The 22,571-nt window shown below is 73.6% G+C and carries 18 protein-coding genes; 6 read left to right on the top strand and 12 right to left on the bottom strand.

Annotated elements, in window-relative coordinates; genetic code table 11:
• Positions 1 to 43: 43 nt before the first annotated feature.
• The 3 genes from I598_RS00175 to I598_RS00165 all read right to left on the bottom strand — a co-directional run bounded on the left by I598_RS00175 (position 44) and on the right by I598_RS00165 (position 3,727).
• A complete protein-coding gene (locus I598_RS00175; RefSeq protein WP_068200065.1) occupies positions 44 to 1,108 on the bottom strand; it encodes a substrate-binding domain-containing protein in 1,065 nt (354 codons plus the stop codon).
• A gap of 73 nt (positions 1,109 to 1,181) precedes the next feature.
• Positions 1,182 to 2,210 (bottom strand): ABC transporter permease, encoded by a 1,029-nt coding sequence (locus I598_RS00170; protein ID WP_068200062.1) that lies wholly within the window; start codon positions 2,208 to 2,210, stop codon positions 1,182 to 1,184.
• Entirely contained in the window at positions 2,207 to 3,727 is a 1,521-nt protein-coding gene (locus I598_RS00165) for a sugar ABC transporter ATP-binding protein (protein ID WP_068200058.1), read from the bottom strand. The genes I598_RS00170 and I598_RS00165 overlap by 4 nt, the downstream gene beginning before the upstream one ends.
• A gap of 128 nt (positions 3,728 to 3,855) precedes the next feature.
• Between I598_RS00165 and I598_RS00160 the strand changes: the two genes are divergently transcribed.
• Positions 3,856 to 5,052 carry an ROK family protein gene (locus I598_RS00160; protein ID WP_068204643.1) on the top strand — a complete coding sequence of 399 codons (1,197 nt, stop codon included), beginning with the start codon at positions 3,856 to 3,858 and terminating at the stop codon, positions 5,050 to 5,052.
• Positions 5,049 to 5,720, top strand: coding sequence for a ThuA domain-containing protein (locus I598_RS00155; RefSeq protein ID WP_068200055.1), 672 nt, complete (start codon positions 5,049 to 5,051; stop codon positions 5,718 to 5,720). Before I598_RS00160 ends, I598_RS00155 begins: the two co-directional genes overlap by 4 nt.
• Positions 5,721 to 5,747: 27 nt before the next feature.
• Here the strand turns inward: I598_RS00155 and I598_RS00150 are convergent, their stop codons facing one another.
• Positions 5,748 to 6,371, bottom strand: a complete 624-nt coding sequence (locus I598_RS00150) for a TetR/AcrR family transcriptional regulator (RefSeq protein WP_068200052.1) — start codon at positions 6,369 to 6,371, stop codon at positions 5,748 to 5,750.
• A 104-nt stretch (positions 6,372 to 6,475) separates the two neighbouring features.
• On the opposite strand from I598_RS00150, the gene I598_RS00145 reads away from it, so the two are divergent.
• Complete coding sequence (locus tag I598_RS00145) at positions 6,476 to 7,513, top strand: hypothetical protein (protein WP_198155718.1); 1,038 nt, start codon at positions 6,476 to 6,478, stop codon at positions 7,511 to 7,513.
• Positions 7,510 to 8,817, top strand: coding sequence for a methyltransferase family protein (locus I598_RS00140; protein WP_068200050.1), 1,308 nt, complete (start codon positions 7,510 to 7,512; stop codon positions 8,815 to 8,817). The genes I598_RS00145 and I598_RS00140 overlap by 4 nt, the downstream gene beginning before the upstream one ends.
• On the opposite strand, the gene ligA is transcribed toward I598_RS00140, so the two are convergent.
• Positions 8,774 to 11,227: an NAD-dependent DNA ligase LigA gene (ligA, locus tag I598_RS00135; RefSeq protein ID WP_068200048.1), complete on the bottom strand. Its 2,454-nt coding sequence runs from the start codon at positions 11,225 to 11,227 to the stop codon at positions 8,774 to 8,776. The genes I598_RS00140 and ligA overlap by 44 nt on opposite strands.
• A gap of 176 nt (positions 11,228 to 11,403) precedes the next feature.
• On the opposite strand from ligA, the gene I598_RS00130 reads away from it, so the two are divergent.
• A complete protein-coding gene (locus I598_RS00130) occupies positions 11,404 to 12,894 on the top strand; it encodes a flavin-containing monooxygenase (RefSeq protein ID WP_068200046.1) in 1,491 nt (496 codons plus the stop codon).
• Positions 12,895 to 12,918: 24 nt separating this feature from the next.
• Here the strand turns inward: I598_RS00130 and I598_RS00125 are convergent, their stop codons facing one another.
• From I598_RS00125 to I598_RS00105, 5 genes are read right to left on the bottom strand one after another with little or no spacing between them, the layout of a single operon-like run.
• Positions 12,919 to 14,148, bottom strand: coding sequence for a cytochrome P450 family protein (locus I598_RS00125; protein WP_068200044.1), 1,230 nt, complete (start codon positions 14,146 to 14,148; stop codon positions 12,919 to 12,921).
• Positions 14,145 to 14,741, bottom strand: a complete 597-nt coding sequence (locus tag I598_RS00120; protein WP_068200041.1) for a GTP-binding protein — start codon at positions 14,739 to 14,741, stop codon at positions 14,145 to 14,147. Before I598_RS00120 ends, I598_RS00125 begins: the two co-directional genes overlap by 4 nt.
• Positions 14,722 to 15,078, bottom strand: coding sequence for a DUF742 domain-containing protein (locus I598_RS00115; RefSeq protein WP_068200038.1), 357 nt, complete (start codon positions 15,076 to 15,078; stop codon positions 14,722 to 14,724). The genes I598_RS00120 and I598_RS00115 overlap by 20 nt, the downstream gene beginning before the upstream one ends.
• 10 nt (positions 15,079 to 15,088) lie before the next feature.
• Positions 15,089 to 15,499 (bottom strand): roadblock/LC7 domain-containing protein, encoded by a 411-nt coding sequence (locus I598_RS00110; protein WP_068200035.1) that lies wholly within the window; start codon positions 15,497 to 15,499, stop codon positions 15,089 to 15,091.
• Positions 15,496 to 16,887, bottom strand: coding sequence for an ATP-binding protein (locus I598_RS00105; protein WP_157557103.1), 1,392 nt, complete (start codon positions 16,885 to 16,887; stop codon positions 15,496 to 15,498). The genes I598_RS00110 and I598_RS00105 overlap by 4 nt, the downstream gene beginning before the upstream one ends.
• Before the next feature lie 210 nt (positions 16,888 to 17,097).
• Between I598_RS00105 and I598_RS00100 the strand changes: the two genes are divergently transcribed.
• Positions 17,098 to 19,245, top strand: a complete 2,148-nt coding sequence (locus I598_RS00100; protein ID WP_068200031.1) for a prolyl oligopeptidase family serine peptidase — start codon at positions 17,098 to 17,100, stop codon at positions 19,243 to 19,245.
• 71 nt (positions 19,246 to 19,316) lie between these two features.
• Here I598_RS00100 and I598_RS00095 read toward each other — a convergent pair whose 3' ends face one another.
• Together I598_RS00095 and I598_RS00090 are read right to left on the bottom strand one after the other, a co-directional pair.
• Complete coding sequence (locus I598_RS00095) at positions 19,317 to 21,794, bottom strand: glycoside hydrolase family 65 protein (protein WP_068200028.1); 2,478 nt, start codon at positions 21,792 to 21,794, stop codon at positions 19,317 to 19,319.
• Positions 21,791 to 22,528: an HAD family hydrolase gene (locus I598_RS00090; protein WP_068200020.1), complete on the bottom strand. Its 738-nt coding sequence runs from the start codon at positions 22,526 to 22,528 to the stop codon at positions 21,791 to 21,793. Before I598_RS00090 ends, I598_RS00095 begins: the two co-directional genes overlap by 4 nt.
• Positions 22,529 to 22,571: the final 43 nt, after the last annotated feature.

Genomic DNA, 22,571 nt, shown 5'->3' with positions numbered 1-22,571 from the left:
CGGCGGGGCCGAGGGCCCCGCCGCCGGGTCGTGGTGGGTCGGGTCAGGACTCGAACGCGTTCGGCAGGTAGTCGGCGACGTTGTCCGCCGTCACGACCGGCGCGAAGAGCTGGACGGTGCGCGGGACGCCCGAGGACTGGAGGTCGCTCATGCCCTTCTCGTGCGCGATCAGCCGGGCCAGCTTGATGCCGTCCGCGGCCTGCGTCGCCGGGTAGATGACGGTGGCCTGGACCACGGAGTCACCGCTCTCGATCTCGCGCATCATGTTGGCGGAACCGGCACCGCCCACGAGGAAGAACTCGTCGCGGCCCGCGTTCTCGATGGCCTGCAGGACGCCGACGCCCTGGTCGTCGTCGTGGTTCCAGATGGCGTCGATCTGCGGGGCGGCCTGCAGGAGGTTCGCCGTCACCGACTCACCGCTCTGGACGGTGAACTCGGCCGCCACCTGGTTGTCGACGTCGAGGCCGCAGTCGGACAGCGCGTCCGCGAAGCCCTGGCTGCGGTCCTGGGTGAGCGGCAGCGAGGCGATGCCCTGGATCTCCGCGACGACGGCGTCCGGCTGGTCGCCGAGCTGCTCGCAGATGTACTGGCCGGCCGAGACGCCCATGCCGTAGTTGTCGCCGAGCACGGTGGTGCGCGCGGCGAAGGGGTCGGAGAACTCGCGGTCGACGTTGATGACGGGGATCCCGGCCTCCATGGCCTGGATCGCGACGTCGGTGAGCGCCGCACCGTCGAACGGCAGGAGCACGATGGCGTCCACCCCGTCGGCGATGAAGCCCTCGATCTGGCTGATCTGCACGTTGACGTCGTTGGTGCCCTCGGCGACGCGGAGCTCGACGTCCTCGTAGTTCTCGGCCTCCGCCTCGGCGGCGGAGGTGATGGCGCCCATCCAGCCGTGGTCGGCGGCCGGTGCGGAGAAGCCGATGACGACCGGCTCGCCGGGGGCGTCGTTGTCGGAGGAGGCGGCGGTCTCCTGGCTGGTCGAGTCGCCCTCGGTCTCCTCCTCGGCGGGCTCGTTGCTGACGCAGGCGGTCAGGAGCAGTGCCGAGGCGGCGAGAGCGGCGGGGACGGCGAGCAGGCGGTGCCGGCGGTGCGTACGTGCGGACATGGGATCTTCCTCGATTCGGTCCGGTCGTGCTGGGGTCGGTGGTGGATGGTGCGGGGTGATGGACGGGTGGGCGTCAGCTCGATCGCGACGGCCTGGAGATGCGCTGCTGGAGCAGGACGGCGCCGACGATGATCGCGCCCTTGGCGATCTGCTGCACCGAGCTGTCGAGGTTGTTGATGATGAAGATGTTCGTGAGGGTCGCGAAGATCAGGACGCCGATGACGGTGCCGATGATGGTGCCGCGGCCACCGGCGAGGAGCGTGCCGCCGACGACGACGGCGGCGATGACGTCCAGCTCGAGCAGCAGGCCGTTGGTGGACGAGCCGGCCCCGGTGCGGGCGAGCATCATGACGCCGGCGATGCCGACGGTGAGGCCCGCCAGCCCGTACACGTACATGAGGTGACGCTTGACCTTGATGCCGGCGAGGCGGGCCGCCTCCGGGTTGCCGCCCACGGCGACCGTGCGCCGGCCGAAGGTCGTGCGGTTGAGGAGGAACCAGCCCGCCACGACGACGAGCGCGAAGATCCACACGATCTTCGGCACGCCCAGGAGGTTGCCCTGGAAGGTGTCCTCGAAGGACGCCTGGTCGACGATCTGGGTGCGGCGGTTCGCGATGAGCTCCGCGAGCCCGCGGGCCGCGACGAGCATCGCCAGGGTCGCGATGAACGCGACCACGTTGCCGTACGCGATGATCACGCCGTTGATCAGTCCGGCGGCCAGCCCGACCAGCAGCGCGCAGCCGACCATGACGATCCAGCCGAACTGGTCGGCCATGTCCTGCGTGGCCAGCGTCGAGGCCCACACCGTCGTCAGGCCGAGCACGGAGCCGACCGACAGGTCGATGCCGCCGGTGGTGATGACGAACGTCATGCCGATCGCCATGACGCCGGTCACCGAGGCGAGGCTGAGGATGATCGTCAGGTTGGTCAGGCTGGCGAACCGCTCGCCGCCGGTCAGGAACCCGACCAGGCACAGCAGGAGCAGGGCGGCGACCAGGCCCAGGTTGCGGACCGTCCCGCCCGACAGGGCGCTGAACCCTCGGCGGCTTCCCGCCGCCTTGGGTGCGTCCGCCGGGGCGGACGACGTCTGCTGCTCGTTCACGCGACACTTCCTTCCATGACCATGTCGAGCACCTGGTGCTCGTCGATCGACTCGGCGGGTCCTGAGTGCACGACGCGTCCCTCGGAGATGACGAGGACGCGGTCGGCCAGGCCCAGGACCTCGGGGATCTCGCTGGAGACGACCAGCACGGCGGTGCCCGCGTCGGCGAGCCGGCGCACGAGGGCGTAGATCTCGGACCGCGCACCGACGTCGACGCCACGGGTCGGCTCGTCGAGGAGCAGCACCTCGCAGCCGTGCACGAGCCAGCGGGCGAGCATGGCCTTCTGCTGGTTGCCGCCCGAGAGGGTCCGGATCGCGCGGTCGACGTCCGGCGGGCGCAGGTCGAGCGCGACGGCCTGCTCCTTCGCGGCCTTCTTCTCGGCGCGCTCGTCCAGCCAGCCGCCGCGGGCGGTCCGGGCGAACGTCGACAGGGTGATGTTGCGGTAGACGGGCTCGTCGAGGACCAGGCCCTGGCTCTTGCGCTCCTCGGGAGCGAGCCCGATACCGGCACCGACGGCCGCGGCCACGGACCCGTGGCGCAGTCGCCGGCCGTCGAGGGTGACGTGCCCACCGGTGGCGCGGCGCGCGCCGTAGACGGTCTCGAGGATCTCCGAGCGCCCGGAGCCGACCAGACCCGCGAGACCGACGATCTCCCCGGCGCGGACGGTCAGCGACACGTCGGCGAAGACGCCGGACAGCGCGAGGTCCTCGACCTCGAGCCGGACCGGGGCGTCGGCGGGGACGCCGGGGCGCGTGGGGAACGCGTACTCCACGTCCTTGCCGGTCATCATCTTGATGAGGTCGTGCGTCGGGGTCGACGCCACCTCGAGGTTGCGCCCGACGGTGCGGCCGTCCTTGATGACGGTGATCCGGTCGCCGATCCGGCGGATCTCCTCCAGGCGGTGGGAGATGTAGATGATCGCGATGCCCTGCGCGGTCAGCTCGTCGACGACCCGGAACAGGTTGTCGACCTCGCCGGAGTCGAGGACGGCCGACGGCTCGTCCATGACGATGACCCGGGCGTCGCGCGAGAGCGCCCGCGCCATCGACACGGTCTGCTTGCCGGCCGCGGACAGCGTGCCGACCTCACGGTGCGGCGAGATCTCGGGGTGGCCCAGGCGCGCCATGAGCTCCCGGGTACGGTTCGCGACCTCCCGGCGCTGCGTGAACCCGACCTTGTCGAGCTCGTGCCCGAGGTAGATGTTCTCCGCCACGGTGAGGCCGTCGACGACGTCGAGCTCCTGGTACATGGTCGCGACGCCGTGCTCGAGCGCGGCCACGGGGTGCGGCAGCTCCACGGGCTGCCCGTCCATGAGGATCGTGCCCGCCGTGGGCTGGTGGGCACCGGCGAGCACCTTGATGAGGGTCGACTTCCCGGCCCCGTTCTGCCCGAGGAGGCAGTGCACCTCTCCTGGCAGGACGTCGAGGTCGACGCCGTCGAGCGCCTTGGCGCCCGGGAAGTGTTTGACGATGCCTTGCATCTGCAGCAGCGGCGCTGCGGGGTCTCCACTGACCATGCGACGACTCTAAGCAGACTTCTGCTCAGCGTCAATCATAAGTGCGGGTACTTTGGGATCGTTACATCGCCGTGATGTACCTTGGGCAATCAAAGTGCGGACCGAAGGAGTCGTGGTTCACTGTGCTCATGGAAGGGCTGGCCAAGTTCCCCCCGCGCCCGACGGGCGCCGGCGAGATGTTCCAGCTGTTCCGCGACGGGGAGCCGCGCACCCGCGCCTCGCTCGTCGCCGAGACCGGCCAGTCCCGGTCCACCGTAGCCGCGCGCATCGACGCCCTCTGCGGCGTCGGGCTGCTCACCCCCGCCGGCGAGGCCAGCAGCACCGGCGGCCGCCCGCCCTCCACCTTCGCGTTCGACCCCCGGTCACGCATCGTGGTCGGTGTCGACCTCGGCGCCACCCACGCCCGCATCGCCGTCACCGACCTCGCCGCGGTCCCCGTCTCCGTCCTCGACGAGCCCCTGTCGATCGCCGACGGACCCCAGCACGTGCTCGGGTGGGTCGCCGACACCGCCGCCAAGCTCGTCGCCCAGGCAGGACGGCACCTCACCGACCTCGCCGGCATCGGCATCGGTCTGCCCGGCCCCGTCGACCACACCACCGGCCGGCCCGTGAACCCGCCGATCATGCCCGGATGGGACGGCACCGACGTCCCCGCCGCGCTGCACGCCCGACTCGGGGCGCCCGTCCTCGTCGACAACGACGTCAATGTCATGTCGCTCGGCGAGCACCGCACCATCTGCCCCGAGGTCGACGACCTGCTGTTCGTCAAGGTCGCCACCGGCATCGGCGCGGGCGTCATCATGGACGGCCACCTGCGCCGCGGCGCCCAGGGCGCCGCCGGCGACCTCGGGCACGTCACCGTCCCCGGCGCCGAGGACATCCCGTGCCGCTGCGGCAACACCGGCTGCCTCGAGGCGGTCGCCGGAGGGCTCGCCATCGTCCAGCGGCTGCGCGACCTCGGGGCCGACGTCCACGGCACCCCCGACATCGTCGACCTCGTGCGCAGCGGCGACGTCGCGGCCGGACAGGCCGTCCGCCAGGCCGGACGCGACATCGGTGCCGTCCTCGCCGCCTCCGTCAGCCTCCTCAACCCCGCCCGCATCGTCGTGGGCGGCGTCCTGGCAGGAGCCGGCGAGCACCTCATGGCCGGCATCCGCGAGATCGTCTACCAGCGCTCCCTGCCGCTGGCCACCCAGCACCTGCGCATCGTGCCGTCCGGCGCCGGCGCCCAGGCCGGCGTCATCGGCGCCGCGACCCTCGTCACCGAGCAGTACCTCTCCCCCCACAACGTCGACACGCTCGTCAGCGCCCAGGAGGACTCGTGACCACGCGCACCGCCCTCGTCGTCCGCGGCGGCTGGGAAGGGCACGACCCGGTCGGCACCAGCGACGTGTTCCTCCCCGCGCTGCGCGACGCAGGGTTCGACATCACCGTGGAGAGCTCGCTGGAGGTCTACGCCGACCCCGACGTCATGGACGCCACCGATCTGGTCGTCCAGTGCTGGACGATGGGCGACATCCTCGTCGAGGAGATGCACGGCCTGCGCGTCGCCGTCGAGAACGGCACCGGCCTCGCCGGCTGGCACGGAGGGCTGCTCGACTCCTTCCGCAACGCCACCGACTACCAGCACCTCGTCGGCGGGCAGTTCGTCGCGCACCCCGGCGACATGGTCGAGCACGACGTGCAGATCGTCCCCGACCACGCCGACCACCCCGTCGTCGCCGGGCTCCCGCAGCGCATCACCCTCACCACCGAGCAGTACTGGCTGCAGACCGACGCCGCCCTCGACGTGCTCGCCACCACCACGCACGCGCCGCGGCCCGACGCACCGTGGCACGGGCCCGTCGACGTCCCCGTCGTGTGGACCCGGCGCTGGGGCGCGGGGAAGGTGTTCGCCTGCGCCGTCGGGCACACGGTCGACGACGTCACCGAGCCGACGATCCACGAGATCGTCGTGCGCGGCATGCTCTGGGCGGCGCGCGACCCGCGCTGACCTCCGTCCTGAGCCGTGGCCGTCGGGTCAGCGGCGGCGCGGGCCGGGCAGCCTGAGCGTGAGCAGGCGGGCCCGCGGAGCCAGGCGGCGGGCGAGGTCGAACACGTCCTCGGTACGCGACTGGTCGGGGTCCAGGACCGAGAACAGGTTGACGCCGAGGTAGAAGGTGAGCGCGGCGTTGGCGACCCCCCGGGCCGGTAGCAGCCGTCCGAGCGGCGTACCGCCCGCCACCCGGTCCCACGCCTCCTCCACGAAGGCCAGCCACGGCTCCGCCCGGCCCGCGACCTCGGCACGGAGAGCGGGCTTGGTCACCGCTGCGGCGACGAGCTCGCTGAAGAGCGCGAGATGGCCCTGCTCCAGGTCGTCGCGGTAGATGCGCAGCCCGGCCTCGACGAGCTCCTCGACGGTGCGGGCATCGGCGGCCGTCGCCCGGTGCTGCGCCATCCGCTGCGCGGAGGACCGGTCGAGCGCCGCGAGCAGCAGCTGGTCCACACCCCCGAAGTGGTAGAAGACCAGGGCGGAGTTGACCTCCGCCGCGGTGGCGATCGTCCGCGCCGACGTGCCGGCGTACCCGTGCTCGCGCAGCACCTGGTCGGCCGCGTCGAGCAGCCGCCGCCGCGTCTCCTCGCTGTTCCGTCGTGCCGTCGACATGTCCCGTCCTCTCCCTGGCGTGGCTTGAGCATATGCTTTAATCGCACGATTAAATCGTCCGATCAAACTGATCGAGGCGACCAGCACCGACTCGAGGACTGACGATGACGGACTCCCCCGGTCCCGGAGAACCCGACGACCACCTCCGGCCCGCACCGACACGGGCCCGCGCCGGTCAGCCGTCCGATCCCTGGGACGACGACGACGCCGTGCCGCACGCACCGCGCCCGCCCGAGGGCCCGGCCCAGCGCCGAGCACGCCGGCTGCTGGCCGGCGTCGTCCTCGCCCTCTTCGCCGCCATGCTGGCCGCCGAGGCCCTCTCGGCGTCCGGGCTCGATCAGACGTCGCTGTTCTACGTCGGCGTCCCCGCCCTCATCGCCGTCAGCGTGGTCCTGACCGCTCGCCCACGCCATCCCGTCGGCGTCGCGCTCGCCACCACCACCGTCGGGCTCGCCCTCGCCGGGCCCCTCCTGGACGAAGGCGTCGTCTGCCTCGTGATCGCCGCACCCCTCTTCTACGGCGTCGCGGCACTCGTCGCGCTGGCCGTGCAGCACGCGCGCGGCCGCCGCCACCTCGTCCTCGCGCCCGTCCTGCTCCTGCTCGCGCTCGAAGGCGTCACGGGCACCCCCTCCGTCCCGCGCGACGACGTCGCCTCCGCCACCGTCGTCGTCGACGCGCCGCCGGAGGCGTTCGCCGACGCGCTCGCCGCCGAGCCGCGATACGGCCGCCCCGACGCCGTGCTCCTGCGCGCGGTGCCGTTCCCCGTTCCCGTCGGCGCCTCCGGCAAGGGCCTCGCGGTCGGCGACGAACGGCTCGTCGCCTTCGCACCCCGGCACAGCCTCGGCCTGGGCGCCGAGCCCACCGAGCGCTCCATGCGGCTGCGGGTCGTGGCGTCCGAGGTGCGGCCCGAAGGCGGCCGGGTCGTCTTCGAGGTGGTGGAGGACTCCACGCTCGCCCGCTGGATGGACCTGCGAACCGCCGAGGTGACCTGGCACGGGGACACCGCCACGACGGCGAGCTGGTCGCTCGGCTACCGCCGCACCTTCGACCCCTCGTGGTACTTCGGCCCGGTCCAGCACCATGTGACGGCGCTCGCGTCCGAGTACCTGCTCGACACCTTCGGCGACGCGACCCGCCCGTGAACGAGGCCGAGCTGGTCCGCGCGGCGGGCCTGGCAGTGCCGACCGTGCTGCTCGTCGCCCTCCTCGTCCACCGCAGACCGTCGGACCGGGAGCTCGCCGCTGCCGTCGTGGCGACCTGCTGGAGCGCCGTCGTCCTGGCGCCGCTCAACGTCGTCGCCGCGGACGCCGGATGGTGGACGTTCGAGGCCGTCGGCGCCGTCTGGCGTGGCGTGCCCGTGGACCTCTGGTGGTCGTGGGCGATCCTGTGGGGCGCGGTACCCGCCCTGGCGCTGCGGACCGCGCACCCTGTCCTGGTCGTGGCGGTCCTCGTCTGGCTGGACCTGCTGCTCATGCCGGCGGCGAGCCCGGTCGTCGTCCTCGGCGAGCGGTGGCTGGTGGGCGAGGCGATCGGGGTGGCCACCGCACTGGTCCCCGCGGTCCTGCTGGCACGCTGGACGCTCGCCCGCCGGTTCGTCGTCGTGCGCGGGTGGGCGCAGGCCGTCATCGCCGGCGCCCTGCTCGTCGCCCTGCCCGTCGTCGCCACCGGCGCGACGCCGCCGTGGCCCGCACCGGTGACAGCAGCGGGCGTCCAGCTCGCGCTCGCCGTGGCTCTCGTCGGCGTCGCGGCCATGCGCGAGCTGGCCCTCGTCGGCCAGGGGACCCCCCTCCCCTACGACCCGCCACGTCGGCTCGTCGTCACCGGCCCGTACGCGTACGTGCGCAACCCGATGCAGCTCAGCGTCGCCGCGCTGTTCGTCGTCCTCGCCGCCGTCCTCGGCGACGCTCGCCTGCTGGTGGGAGCGCTCGTGACCGTCGGCTACTCGTCCGGCCTGGCGGCGTGGCACGAGGGCAGGCAGCTCCGGGAACGGTACGGCGAGCAGTGGGAGCGCTACGTGGGCGCCGTGCCCTCCTGGCGTCCCCGGCTGCGCCCCGTCGCTCCCCCGCTCCCGGCGGTCCTGTGGGTGGCCGGCGACTGCGGGACGTGCCGCGGCGTCGCCCGCTGGCTGCTCGACCGCCGTCCGGTGGGTCTGGAGCTGCGACCGGCAGCCGATCACCGCGACATCCTGTGGCGTCTCACGTACGAGCACGCCGGCGTCCGCTACGAGGGGGTCCGGGCGTTCGCGCGAGCGCTGGGGCACCTGCACCTCGGCTGGGCGGTCGTCGGCTGGGGGCTCGACCTGCCGCTGGTGCGGCACTTCGCCCTGCTCTGCACCGACGCTTTCGGCGCCGGACCGAGACCGTCGCGGGGCCTGGTGGAGGCCGCCCGGCCACGTCCGGTCCTCAGGCCTCCAGCGCCGCCGGGCCGCCCGCCAGCAGGGCGGTGAAGCCCGCCTCGTCGAGGACGGGCAGCCCGAGCTCCTCGGCCTTGGCGGCCTTGGAGCCGGCGTTCTCCCCCACCACGACGTAGTCGGTGCGCTTCGACACCGAACCGGCCGCCTTGCCACCCGCGGCCAGGATCGCCTCCTTCGCGCCGTCGCGGCTGTACCCCTCCAACGACCCGGTGACGACGACCGTCAGCCCGGCCAGCGGTCCGGTCGGCCCAGCGGCGGCCTCCTCGGCGCGTGCCTCCGGTCCGGGGTGGCCCGGTACCTCGAACCGCACGCCCGCGCGCGTCCACGCCTCGAGGATCTCCCGGTGCCAGTCGACGTCGAACCAGGCGAGGAGCTCGTCCGCGATGACCGGGCCGACGCCCTCGACGGCCGCGAGGTCCTCCCGCGATGCCGCGCGGATCCGGTCCAGCGACCCGAACCAGTCCGCCAGCGCCCGGGCCGCGACGGGACCCACGTGCCGGACGTTGAGCGAGACGAGGAGCCGCCACAGGTCCTTGGTGCGCGCCCGGTCGAGCTCGGCGACCAGCTTCTCGGCGGTGCTGGACGGCCCGTACACCGGGAAGTCCTTGCGCACGCCGGCGGCACGGCGCTCGGCGGGCGTGGCGTCCTCGAAGCCGGGCGGGTAGGTCCGCGCGACGACCTTCTGGAACGGCCGCGCGACCTTCGCCGTCAGCACCGACCCGTCGGACATGGTGACGTCGGCCGACTCGCCCTTGCCGTCGCTGGGCCGCGGCAGGCCGGTCTCCGGGTCACGCACCACGACCTTGATCGGGGCGAGCTGTTCCACGGTGAGCGCGAAGAGGTCCTTCTCGGTGCGCAGCGGCGGCTCCGCGGGCTCCAGCGGCTGGGTGAGGGCGGCAGCGGTCACCTCGCCGAGCGCCTCGACGTCGAGCCCGCCGCGGGAGCCGATGTGCTCGACGCGTCCGCGCACCTGGGCCGGGCACGACTCGGCGTTGGGGCAGCGCAGGTCGACGTCGCCCTCCTTCATGGGCCGCAACGGCGTGCCGCACTCGGGGCACTCGGCGGGCATGACGAAGTCCTCGCGGGGGAAGCCGTCGTCGGCGAGCGCGGTGACGGGCCCGAGGATCTCCGGGATGACGTCCCCGGCCTTGCGCAGCACCACCATGTCGCCGATGCGCACCCCCTTGGCGCGCACGACGTCCTGGTTGTGCAGGGTGGCCTGGCGGACGGTGGACCCGGCGACCTTGACGGGCTCCATGACCGCGTACGGGGTGGCCCGGCCGGTGCGGCCCACGCCGACCTGGATGGCGAGCAGGCGGGTGTTGACCTCCTCGGGCGGGTACTTGTAGGCGATCGCCCAGCGCGGGGCGCGGCTCGTGCTGCCGAGGCGGCGCTGGTCCGCCAGGGCGTCGACCTTCACCACGATCCCGTCGAGCTCGTGCTCGATGTCGTGCCGGTGCGCGCCGAAGTGCTCGATCATCGCGAGCACGCCGTCGACGCCCTGCACCACCCGGTTGTGCGGGGAGACCGGGACGCCCCACTGCTCGAAGAGGGCGTAGGCGTCCGACTGGTTCGCGAGCTCCTCGTGCTCCCCCGCCGTCCACTGCAGCGCGCCGACGCCGTGGGCGTACAGCCGCAGCGCCTCGACCCGGGCGAGACCCACCTCGAGGTCGAGACCCGACTTCTTGTCCAGCATCTGGCGCAGCCCGCCCGCCGCCGCGTTGCGCGGGTTGGCGAAGTGCGGGAACCGCCGCAGCGCGGCCTCCTGCGCCCGCTCCTCGTCGAACGTGCGACGTTCCCGGGCCTCCTGCACCGCCCGGACGCGCGTCTCGCCCTGCAGCTCGTTGAGCCGGTCGAAGGCGGCCACCGGGATGAAGACCTCGCCGCGCACCTCGACGACGTCGGGGTGGCCGCTGCCCTGCAACCTCTCGGGGATGTCGGCGATGCGCCGGGCGTTCTGGGTGATGTCCTCGCCCTCGCGGCCGTCGCCGCGCGTCGCGGCCCGCACCAGGCGACCCTTCTCGTAGAGCAGCGCGATCGCGAGCCCGTCGATCTTCACCTCGGACAGGTAGCCGACGTCGCCGTCCGGCACGCCGAGGTCGCGCGCCACGCGCGCGTCCCAGGCCCGCAGCTCGTCGGTGCTGAACACGTTGTCCAGCGACAGCATCCGCTCCAGGTGCGCGACGGTCTCGAACCCGGCCGCCGCGCGGCCGCCGACCCGCTGCGTCGGCGACTCGGGGCTGCGCAGCGCGGGGTGCGCCGCCTCCAGCGCCTCCAGCTCGCGCAGGCGGTCGTCGTACTCGGCGTCCGAGACCTTCGGCGCGTCGTGCTCGTAGTACGCGGCGCGGTCCTCCTCGACGAGGGCGACGAGCTCGGCCCAGCGCCGCCGCGCCGAGGCCTCGTCGAGCGCGGCAGGTCCGGCGGCGGGTTCGGTGTCGGTCACGGGACCATCTTGCCGTGCGCCGCCGACACCCCGCCCTCGCGCGGGCGACGGGCGACCCGCACAGGCCCCGCGACGCCCTGACCTGGACCGATCCTGCACCGGACCTGTTGCCCGGAGTGCCCGGAACGCTACGATCCTTCCGTTTGCCACCACCTCCACCGAGAGCAGGGACGCAGATGAAGATCGCCGTCGTCGGAGCCGGGTTCGCCGGTCTCGCCAGTGCCACGACGCTCCGCGAGTTCGGGCACGACGTCACCGTGTTCGAGAAGGCCCCCGACGTCGGCGGCGTCTGGAGCTCGACCCGCCGCTACACGGGTCTCTACACGCAGAACAACAAGGGCTCCTACGCGTTCAGCGACGCCCCCATGCCGAAGCACTACCCCGAGTGGCCCAGCGGCGAGCAGGTCCAGGCGTACCTCGAGCAGTACGTCGTCGACCACGGGCTGACGGACCTGCTGCGGCTGTCCACCGAGGTGGTACGCGCCGAGCTCACCGACGCCGAGGACGGCTGGCTCGTGACCGCGCGCCGCAGCGGCGAGGCCGTCGCGGAACCGGAGCGGTTCGACCACCTGGTCGTCGCGAACGGCATCTTCTCCGACCCCGTCATCCCGCCGTTCGACGGGCTGGGCGAGCTGCTGCGCGCCGGGGGCAAGATCGTCGCGGCCAGCCAGCTCGCCACGGTCGAGGACGCCCGCGACCGGCACGTCGTCGTCGTCGGCTACGGCAAGTCCGCCTGCGACGTCGCCGCGGAGGTCGGCCCCGTCGCGGCCGGGACCACCGTCGTCGCCCGCCACCTGCTGTGGAAGATGCCGAAGAAGCTCGGCAACGCGCTCAACTACAAGTACCTGCTGCTCACCCGGATGGGCGAGGCGCTGTTCCGCTACCAGGACCTCACCGGCGGTGCCGAGAAGTTCCTGCACGGGCCGGGCGACGGCGTGCGCCGCGGCATGCTCGCGAGCGTGGGGTCCGTCGCCACCAAGCAGCTCCGGCTCAAGGAGCTCGGCCTCGTCCCGCACACCGAGTTCGAGACCATCGCCCGCTCCAACGTCTCGCTCGCCACCGACGGGTTCACCGAGCAGGTCGAGGCCGGCGCGATCGCCGTGCACCGCGACACCGAGATCGAGCGGTTCACCACCGACGACGACGGCGCTCCCGTCGCGGTCCTGGGCGACGGCGCGACCGTCCGCGCCGACCTGGTCGTGTGCGGCACCGGGTTCCACCAGCGGGTGCCGTTCCTCGACGCCGACGTCACCGACCGGCTCCTGGACGACCGCGGGAACTTCGAGCTCTACCGACAGATCCTCCCCCACGACGTCCCGCACCTGACGTTCGCCGGGTACAACTCGTCGCTGTTCAGCCCGCTGTCGGCCGAGGTCGGCGCCGCCTGGACGGCCGGCTACCTCGCCGACGCGATCGACCTGCCGCCGCTCGAGGTGCGGCGCGAGCACGTGCGCGACCGGCTCGACTGGATGGAGAAGCGCACCGAGGGCAAGCACGCCCGCGGGACGAACATCATCCCGTTCTCCATGCACCAGATCGACGAGATGCTGGACGACCTCGACCTCAACCTGCCCGCCGGCAAGCGGGCCGTCCAGTGGCTGCTGCCCGTCGACCCGCAGGCCTACCGCCAGGTCACCGCACGCCTCAAGGCGCGCGTCGGCGCCTGACCGGCACGACGCTCCCGGTGCGGCTCAGCGCCAGCGCACCGGGAGCGCCGCCGGGTGCCGCACCCAGGCCGAGCGCACCGGCACCACGTCGTGCGCCGGCACCGCGAGCTCCAGCTCCGCGACGACCGCGAGCAGGTGCCCCACGACCAGCCGCGTGACGAGCGGCGCCGACCGGTGCGCGGGGCAGCCGTGCGCCCCCGCGCCCCACGTCAGGTGAAACCGGGCATCGACCTGCTCCCACGGGTCCACCGCCTGCACCGCCCGGTCCAGGTTCGCCGCCGCCACTGCCGGGACGATCGCGTCACCGGCCGCGACCGGCTGCCCGCCGACCCGGCTGTCCGACAGCGCGTAGCGCGGCAGCAGGTGCGGCAGCGGCGGGTCGGTCCGCGCGATCTCGTCGAGCGCGTCGTCGAGCACGAGCCGGCCGCCGTGCAGCCGCCCCGCGAAACCCGGGTCCGTGAGGAGCCGCCCGATGGTCGTGGCGCACCACGCCACCTCGGCGTCGTGCGCGGTCCGGAACAGCAGGCCGACGGCGCCCATCACCTCGAGGTCGTTGGCGTGCGCCGGGTGCGCCAGCAGTGCCGAGGTGAGGTCGTCGCCCGGTTCCGCCCGACGCCCCGCGACGACGTTCGCCAGCAGGTTCTCCATCTCGACCGACGCCCCGTAGGAGCCCTCGGTGCCCGCCCGGACGGTCACGGTCAGCTCGTGCAGGCGGCGTGCGTCAGCCAGGTTGAGGCCCAGGAGGTCCGCCAGCACCCGCACCGGCACGTCCGCCGCGTACTCCGCGACGAGGTCCCCGCCGCCCCGCGCCCGGAGGCGGTCGAGCGCCGACCGGCACGCGACCGTCACCGTGCGCGTCAGGCGCTGCTCGTCGAGGGTGGCCAGCAGGTCCGCCAGCGGCGCGCGCAGCCGCCGGTGCTCCTCGCCGTCGCGGTCGTGGGCGCTGTCGCGCTGCGCCAGCACCGCCCGCGCGGGAGAGCGCCAGGCCACCAGCCGCTCCGCCTCGTAGCGCCAGTGCCGGGCGTCCCGGGCGAACAGCGCCTCGTTGCGCAGCACCGTGGTGACCTCGTCGTACCCCAGGGCCAACCAGGCCGGCACACCCGGCTCCAGGTCGACCGGGGCCACGTTCCCCCACCGGGAGCGCAGCGCCTCGTACGCCGCACGGGGGTCGGCGGCACCCGCGAGGTCCGCGAGCAGGGTGCGGTCGGAGACCTCCTCCAGGCGGACGGCCCGACCGGCTGCGGTGACGCTCACGCGGCCACCCGCCCCGACCGGCGGCGCAGCGCGTGCTCGACCAGCGTGACGAGCACCCCCACCGTCTCCTGGCGCACGCGCAGGTCCGCGGTGACCACGGGGGTGCCGGGCGGCAGGTCGAGGGCGAGCCGCACGTCGTCCTCCGGGTGCCGGGGAGCGTCGGGGAAGCTGTTGATCACGACGGCGACGGGCAGGTCCGTCTTCTCCTCGAGCTGGTCGAGGACCTCGAAGCTGTCCTCCAGGCGGCGCGTGTCGACGACGACGAGGGCACCCACCGCCCCGTCCGCGAGCCCCGACCAGAGGTCCCAGAAGCGCCGCTGACCCGGCGTCCCGAACAGGTACAGGGCGGTCCGGCCGCCCAGCGTGAGGCGCCCGAAGTCCATCGCGACCGTCGTGGTCGACTTCGAGCCGAGCGCCGGGTCGACGCCGACGCTCGCGGTCGTCACCGACTCCTCGGTGCGGAGCATCGGGATCTCGCTCACCGCGTCGATCAGGGTGGTCTTGCCGACACCGAAGGCACCGACCACCAGCACCTTGACGGAACGGGCGACGGCGGCGGGCAGGTGGCGCGGCTCAGAGGTTGCGGAGCCCATCGAGGATCTCCTCCAGCAGGTCGGTGTCAGGGAGCCCGTGGGTGACTCCCGACCGGACGACGAGGTGCCCCGCGTCGACCAGGTCGGAGACGATGACGGCCGACAGGCTCACGGGCAGACGGAGGTAGGCCGCGATCTCGGCGACGGCGAGCGTGCCCTGGCACGTGTCCAGCACCGCCTGCTCGTGCCGACCCGCGGCCCGCGGCGGCTCGCGGCCGTCGTCCAGCGCCGCGCACACGAGCGTCTCCGGGCGCAGGGTGTTGCGGCTGGGGTGCGCGCGACCGCCGGTCAGGACGTAGGAGCGGACCGGATGGTCGCGGAAACCGTCGACGTTCATCCGGCGCTCCTCAGTCCCCGACCGGTTCCGTGCCCAGGGTGCGCTCGCCGATCATGAGCACCTGGGCCTGCATCTGCTGCGCGACGAGCCCCGGGTCGACCGTGGTGTCGGTGATCACCGCGAGCCGCGAGCCGTCACCGGCGCCGCGCACGAACAGGAAGCCGCCGTCGAACTCGACGACCACCTGTCGCAGCGTGTCGCTGCGCCCGAACTCGCGCCCCATGCTGAGCCCCAGCGCGACGAGGCCCGCGCACGCCGCGGCGACCTTGTCCGCCGTGTCGGGGTCGGTCACGTCGGTGCGGACCTTCACCAGCCCGTCCGAGCTGAGCACGATCGCGTGCAGGACGCCACGAACCTCGGCCACGAGGTCGAGCATCCAGCTGTCCGGGTGGGCGGTGGTGGTCTGGTCGGTCGTCGTCATCGGTCCTCCGAGGTGCCGGCCGTGTCGGCGGCCGGCTCGCTGAGCTGGGGATCGGGCAGCGGTGCTGTGCCGGCCGCGAAGAACGCGCCGATCCAGGCGCCCGCCTCCTCGGCCGTCTGGTCGGCGACCGGATCGGGGGCGGGCCGGTCGGCCCGGTCCTCGGTCGTCGTCGCCGGGGTCGGGCGGGTCGGGGGCCCGTCGAGCGCGGCGCGCCGTGACCGGCGCTGCGGCAGCACCGGCGGGCCGGGCCGCACCACGTCGGCCGCGACCGAGGTCGCGGACGGCGGCTCGGGCCGCGCCACCACCGGCGGGGCCAGGTGCGCCGCCGGGGCGGGAGCCGTGCCCCAGGCGTCGTCGACGCTGGGCGCCAGCACCGACGGACCGGTCGCGGAGACCTCGGTGTGCGCGGCCGGCAGCATGACGACGGCCCGCAGGCCGCCGTAGACCGACTCCACGAGGTCGACCCGCAGGTCGAGGGCCCGCGCGTACGTCCCGACGACGGCCAGGCCCGTCTGGGGCACCTGGCCGAGGTCCGCGATGGTCACGGGCGCGGCCCCCGAGGCGATCCGGCGCACGCGGGCGAGCTCGCGCTCGTCCATCCCGACGCCGCAGTCGTCGATCTCGATGACGGCGCCGCGCTGCACCTGGCGCAGCGTGGCGAGCACCTTGGTGTTCGGGGGCGAGCACTGGGTGGCGTTGGCCAGCAGCTCGGCCACGACGTGCACGAGCGCCTCCACGGCCAGGGGCGAGACGCTGAGACCCGGGTCGCCGGAGACCTCGACCCGTTGGAACGCGGTGATCCGGCCGGCGGCGGCGCGCACGACGTCCGGCAGCGGCAGCGGCTCGTCCCAGGTCTGGCCGGGCCGCTGGCCGCACAGGGCCACGAGGCTCTGCGCCTGCCGCGCGTGCTGGGCCGCGGCGTGGTCGATGCGCATGGACGTCTGGAGCACGTCGGGGTCGGCGGAGTGCCGCTGGACCATGCGCGCCGCCTCCTCCTGGACGCGGTGGGCGGACGCCTGGACCTTCCGGCTGAGCGCCACCACGGCGGTCTCGACGGCCGCGCGCTCGCGCCGGCGACCCGCCTGCTCGGCGGCGAGGTCGTTCGTGGTCCGCTCCAGCACGTCCGCGGTCTCGGTGAGGCGCCGGGCCAGCAGGTCGCGCTCGGCGACCAGGGCGCGCAGGGTCTCGTCGTCGCGGCGCGCGGCCCGCGCCAGCAGCACCGCGGCGACGACGGGCAGCAGCAGCGCGGCGCCCCCCACGGCCCACACCGCCCAGCCGCCGTCGGCGAGCAACGGGAGCGCTGCCACGCACAGCACCATCGCGGCGACGCACAACCAGGGGACGACCCTGCTCGCGACGCGTGGCCTCGTGGACGTCGTCGTACTCACCGCACCCCCGTTGGCGTGAGGTGGTCCGGCGGCTCCCCCTGGGACGGCCGCGCGAACGCGACCTTCTCCGCGAACCCCCTGGATGGTCTGAACAGGGCATGGGGCCCTGACCAGGACTTTCTACCACAGCCTTCACCCGGGTGAACAGGACCGTCCGGACGTCCGCCGGCTCGTCGGCGGACCGTCCGTGGCCCGCGCTAGGGTCGCGCCATGGACGCACCCACCCCCGCCGTGACCGACCCCGCCGACCCGCACCAGTGGCTGGAGGACGTCGAGGGTGCCGACGCGCTCGCCTGGGTGCGTGCCCGCAACGACCACGCGCACGAGACCCTCGCAGGTCCCGCGCTCGACGAGATCGAGGCGGCCGTCCTGGAGGTCCTCGACTCCGACGACCGCATCCCGGACGTGTCCCGGATCGGCGACCACCTCTACAACTTCTGGCGCGACGCCGCCCACCCGCGCGGGCTGTGGCGGCGCACCACCCTCGACGAGTACCGCACGGCGGCCCCGGTGTGGGAGACCGTGCTGGACCTGGACGCGCTCGGCGCGGCCGAGGACGAGTCGTGGGTGTGGCACGGCGCGTCGATGCTGCGCCCGACGCCCGAGCAGCTCGCCGCGGGCGAGCCGTGGCGCCGCGCCCTGGTGGACCTGTCCCCCGGCGGCTCCGACGCGGACGTGACCCGCGAGTTCGACCTCGTGACCAAGCAGTTCGTCCCCGCCGCCGAGGGCGGGTTCGAGCGGCCGCTCGCCAAGGGCTCGCTCGCCTGGGCGGACGAGGACACGGTCTACGTCGCGACCGACCTGGGCCCCGGCACCGTGACGACGTCCGGCTACCCCCGGACGGTCCGGCTGTGGCGCCGCGGCACGCCGCTGGCGGAGGCCGCGACGGTCTACGAGGGCGTGGAGCAGGACCTCGCGGTGTCCGGCCACCGGTCCCGCACGCCCGGCTTCGAGCGCGACCTCGTGCGCCGTGCGCTCGCGTTCTACCGGTCCGAGACGTACCTCGTCACCGGCGTCGGCGCCGCCGGGCAGGAGCTCACCAGGATCGACGTGCCCGACTCCGCCGAGGTGGGCTTCCACCGCGAGTGGCTGGTGGTCGACCTCCGCGAGGACTGGACGGTGGCGGGGCGCACCTACGCGGCGGGCTCGCTGCTCACCACCACCGTCGACGCCTTCCTCGACGGGTCGCGGGACCTCACCGTCCTGTTCGAGCCCACCGCGAGCACGTCCCTGGTCGGCGCGTCCTGGACCCGCCACCACCTCGTGGTCAACGTGCTCGACGACGTGAAGAACGCCGTCCACGTCCTCACCCCGCCGTCCCTGGAGGACGGCGCGGCCGCCGGTGAGGCCTGGACCCGGTCGGAGCTGCCGGTGGACGGCGACCTGCTCACCGTCGGGGTGCGAGCCGTCTCCGCCGTCGACAGCGACGACGTCTGGGTCACCACGACCGGCTACCTGACGCCGACCACCCTCTCGCTGGCGACCGTGGCCGGGCCGGACGCCGCACCCATCGCGCCCGAGCCCCTCAAGGCGGCACCCGCCGTCTTCGACGCGACCGGCATGGTGGCCGAGCAGCACTTCGCGACGTCCGCCGACGGCACCCGGGTCCCCTACTTCGTCGTCGGTCGCGAGGACCTGGTGCGCCCCGCCGACCCGTCGACGCCCGGCGCCGCCCCGACGCTGCTGTACGGGTACGGCGGCTTCGAGATCCCGCTGCTGCCCGGCTACTCCGGGACGGTGGGGCGCGCCTGGCTGGAGCGCGGCGGCGTGCACGTCGTGGCGAACATCCGTGGTGGCGGCGAGTACGGACCGACCTGGCACCAGGCCGCCCTGCGGGAGAAGCGGCACCGCGCCTACGAGGACTTCGCGGCCGTGGCCCGCGACCTCGTCGCCCGCGGCATCACCGCGCCGCAGCACCTCGGCACCGAGGGCCGCTCCAACGGCGGGCTGCTCGCCGGCAACATGCTCACGCAGTACCCCGAGCTGTTCGGCGCCGTCATCGTGGGCGTGCCGCTGCTCGACATGAAGCGGTACACGAAGCTCCTCGCCGGCGCGTCGTGGGCCGCCGAGTACGGCGACCCCGACACGGACGACTGGGAGTTCGTGCGCACCTTCTCGCCGTACCACCTGTTCGACGCCGACCGCGACTACCCGCCGGTGCTGTTCACGACGTCCACCAAGGACGACCGCGTGCACCCCGGCCACGCCCGCAAGATGGCCGCGCTGATGCTCGCCGCCGGCAAGGACGTCACCTACTACGAGAACATCGAGGGCGGGCACGGCGGCGCCGCGGACAACAAGCAGGCCGCGCACATGGCGGCCGTGCACTACGCGTTCCTCGCCGCGCACCTCGCCTGACGACGGTGCCCCGGGGACGGTCCGTCCCCGGGGCGCCGCGGTCCTGGCCCCCGATCCCGGCCGAGTGCCGCTCAGACGTGCGGCACGGTCACCGTGATGAGGGTGCCGTCGTCGCGGCGGTTGCCCGACAGCGCGCGCAGACCGGGGCGTCCCGCGCGGACCGGTCCCTGGCCGTCCAGCGCCACCACGACCGTCTCCCCCGCGCCGACCCGCACCTGCTCGCCCCGGACGCCGACCGTCGCGCCGTCGCCCGTCTCGGCGACCAGCTCGATCGAGTCCGGCAGCACCGTCACCCGCAGCCGCGACCCGCGCCACGTCACCCGGAACGTCAGGGACTCCCAGTCCTGCGGGAGCCGCGGGTCGAACGTCAGCTCGCCGTCGTGGTCCCGCATCCCCCCGAAGCCGCACGCCAGCGCCGACCAGGTGCCCCCGGCCGACGCCACGTGCACGCCGTCCGAGGCGTTCGCGTGCAGGTTCGCCAGGTCCACGTACAGCGACGACAGGAAGTACTCCAGCGCCAGCTCGTGGTACCCGACCTCCGCGGCGACGATCGACTGCACCACCCCGGACAGGGTGGAGTCGCCGGTGGTCAGCGGGTCGTAGTACTCGAAGTCGGCGAGCTTCTCCTCGGCCGTGAAGTGCTGACCCTGGAGGAACAGGGCGAGCACCACGTCGGCCTGCTTGAGCACCTGGTACCGGTAGATGACCAGCGGGTGGTAGTGCAGCAGGAGCGGCCGCTTGTCCGCCGGGGTGTGCGCCAGGTCCCAGATCTCCCGCTCGAAGAAGTGCGAGTCCTGCGGGTGGATGCCGATCCCCTCGGCGAACGGGATCGACATCTTCTCGGCCGCGCGGGTCCACTCCGTGGTCTCCGCCGGCTGGAGGTCCAGCCGCTCCACCAGCCGCGCGAAGTCCTCGGGGTAGTCCTCGCGCAGCCGGTCCACGACGAACGCCGCCGCGCGCAGGTTGAACCGGGCCATGACGTTCGTGAAGAGGTTGTCGTTGACGACCGTCGTGTACTCGTCCGGGCCGGTGACCCCGTGGATGTGGAAGAAGTCGTCGCTGTTGACCCGCCAGAAGCCCAGGTCCTGCCACATGCGGGCCGTCTCGACGAGGATGTCGACGGCCTCCCGCCGCAGGAAGTCGACGTCCTCGGTCGCGCGGGCGTACTGGACGAGGGCATAGCTGATGTCGGCGTCGATGTGGTACTGCGCCGTGCCCGCCGCGTAGTAGGCGGACGCCTCCTCGCCGTTGATGGTGCGCCACGGGAACAGGGCGCCCCGCTGCGACAGGTCGGCGGCCCGCCGCCGGGCGGCGTCGAGCATGTGGTAGCGGAACCGCAGCGCGTTGCGGGCGAACCGCGGGCTCGTGTAGGTGAGGAACGGGAGGACGTAGATCTCGGTGTCCCAGAAGTAGTGCCCGCCGTACCCGGACCCGGTCAGCCCCTTGGCCGGCACCCCGTTGCCCTCGGCCCGTGCCGTGGCCTGCGCGAGCTGGAACAGGTTCCAGCGCACCGCCTGCTGGATCTCCGGGCGCCCGCCGACCTCCACGTCGGACCGCGCCCAGAAGTCGTCCAGCCAGGCGCGCTGGTCGGCGTACCGCGCCGCCACCCCGCCGTCGGCGACCCGGTCGAGCGTGCGCCGGCAGCGGTCCACCAGCTCGCGCGACGGCACCCCGCGGGACGTGTGGTACGCGACCGTCTTCGTCAGGCGGATCGGGCGACCCGGCGCCGCCCGCACCCGGAACACGTGCTTGGCCAGGTCGTCCTCGACCTGCGTGCGCACGTCCCACTCGTTCTCCGTCTCGATGCGGTCGTCGGCCGCCACCGCCAACGTCATGCCGGAGTTCGTGCAGCGGTACGACAGCACGACGCGCTCGTCGTCGCCCCACTGCGTCATCGGCTGCAGCACCCGCCCGTGGAACTGCTCCGCCTTGCGCGGGTCGAAGCCCTCCCCCAGGGACGCCGCACGCACGTGGTACTCGTCCTGACCGTCCTGCCGGTTGAGCACCTGCGACGAGATCGCGACGGGGGCGGCGTCGTCGAGCAGCGTCACCTCGAACGTCATCACGGCGAGGTGCCGCTCCACGAAGGACACCATCCGCTCGGACCGCACCCGCACGCGCTTGCCCGACGGCGTGCGCCACAGGACGTCGCGCCGCAGCATCCCGTCGCGCAGGTCCAGGGAACGCTCGTACTCCAGCAGGTCGGCGACGGGCAGCAGGAGCGGCTCGTCGTCGACGTACAGGCGGATCACCTTCGCGTCGGGCACGTTGACGATGGTCTGACCGACCTTCGCGAACCCGTAGGCGTCCTCCGCGTGCCGGATCGGCCACGTCTCGTGGAACCCGTTGACGAACGTGCCGTGGGCGTAGGAGTCGCGTCCCTCCTCCACGTTGCCGCGCATGCCGAGGTAGCCGTTGCCCACGGAGAACAGCGTCTCGGTGACACCCAGGTCCTCGGCGGAGAACTGCGCCTCGACCAGGCGCCACGGGTCGGCCGGGAACCGGTGCCGGTCGACGGTGTTCTGCTCGTCGCTGGTCTTGCGGATCATGCGGCACCCCCGTCCCGGCGGGTGAGCACCGCCGCGTCGAGCTCGCCGAGGTCGGCGACCACCCTGTCGGCCCCGTGCGCGCGCAGCGCGTCCGCGCCGACGCCCCGGTCCACGCCCAGCACGAGCCCGAAGCCGCCGGCCGCCCCGGCCTGCACGCCGGAGATCGCGTCCTCGACCACCACCGCCTGCGCGACGGGGACCCCGAGCAGCTCGGCCGCCCGCACGTAGGTGTCGGGCGCGGGCTTGCCCGCGATGTGCTCCCGCGCGGCGACGTTGCCGTCCACGACGACCTCGAACCGGTGCGCCAGCCCCGCCGCCGCCAGGACGGCCGGTGTGTTGCGGGACGACGACACGACGGCGACGTGGGCGCCCGCCGCGGTCACGGCGTCGAGGAAGCGCACCGACCCCGGGTACGGGTCGATGCCCTCCTGGTCGAACATCCGGTTGACGATCTCGTCCTTGCGGTTGCCCAGCGCGCACACCGTGTCCTCGCCGGGCGCGTCCGCGGCGGTGCCGCGGGGCAGGTCGACCCCCCGGGAGGCGAGGAACGTCGCCACGCCGTCGTACCGGGGCTTGCCGTCGATGTGGGCGAAGTAGTCGGACGCCGTGTAGGGCTCCAGGCCGTGGGCCTGCGCGTACGGGGCGAAGAGCCGCTCCCACGCCCGCATGTGCACCTCCGCGGTGGGGGTGAGCACTCCGTCGAGGTCGAAAAGCACTGCTCGCAGGTCGGACATGGCCCCAGGCTACGCACGTCCGGTTCGTCCGGCTCGCTCTGGA

Source organism: Isoptericola dokdonensis DS-3 (assembly GCF_001636295.1).
Lineage (GTDB): Bacteria > Actinomycetota > Actinomycetes > Actinomycetales > Cellulomonadaceae > Isoptericola > Isoptericola dokdonensis.
This window is presented reverse-complemented; position numbering and strand designations above follow the sequence as displayed.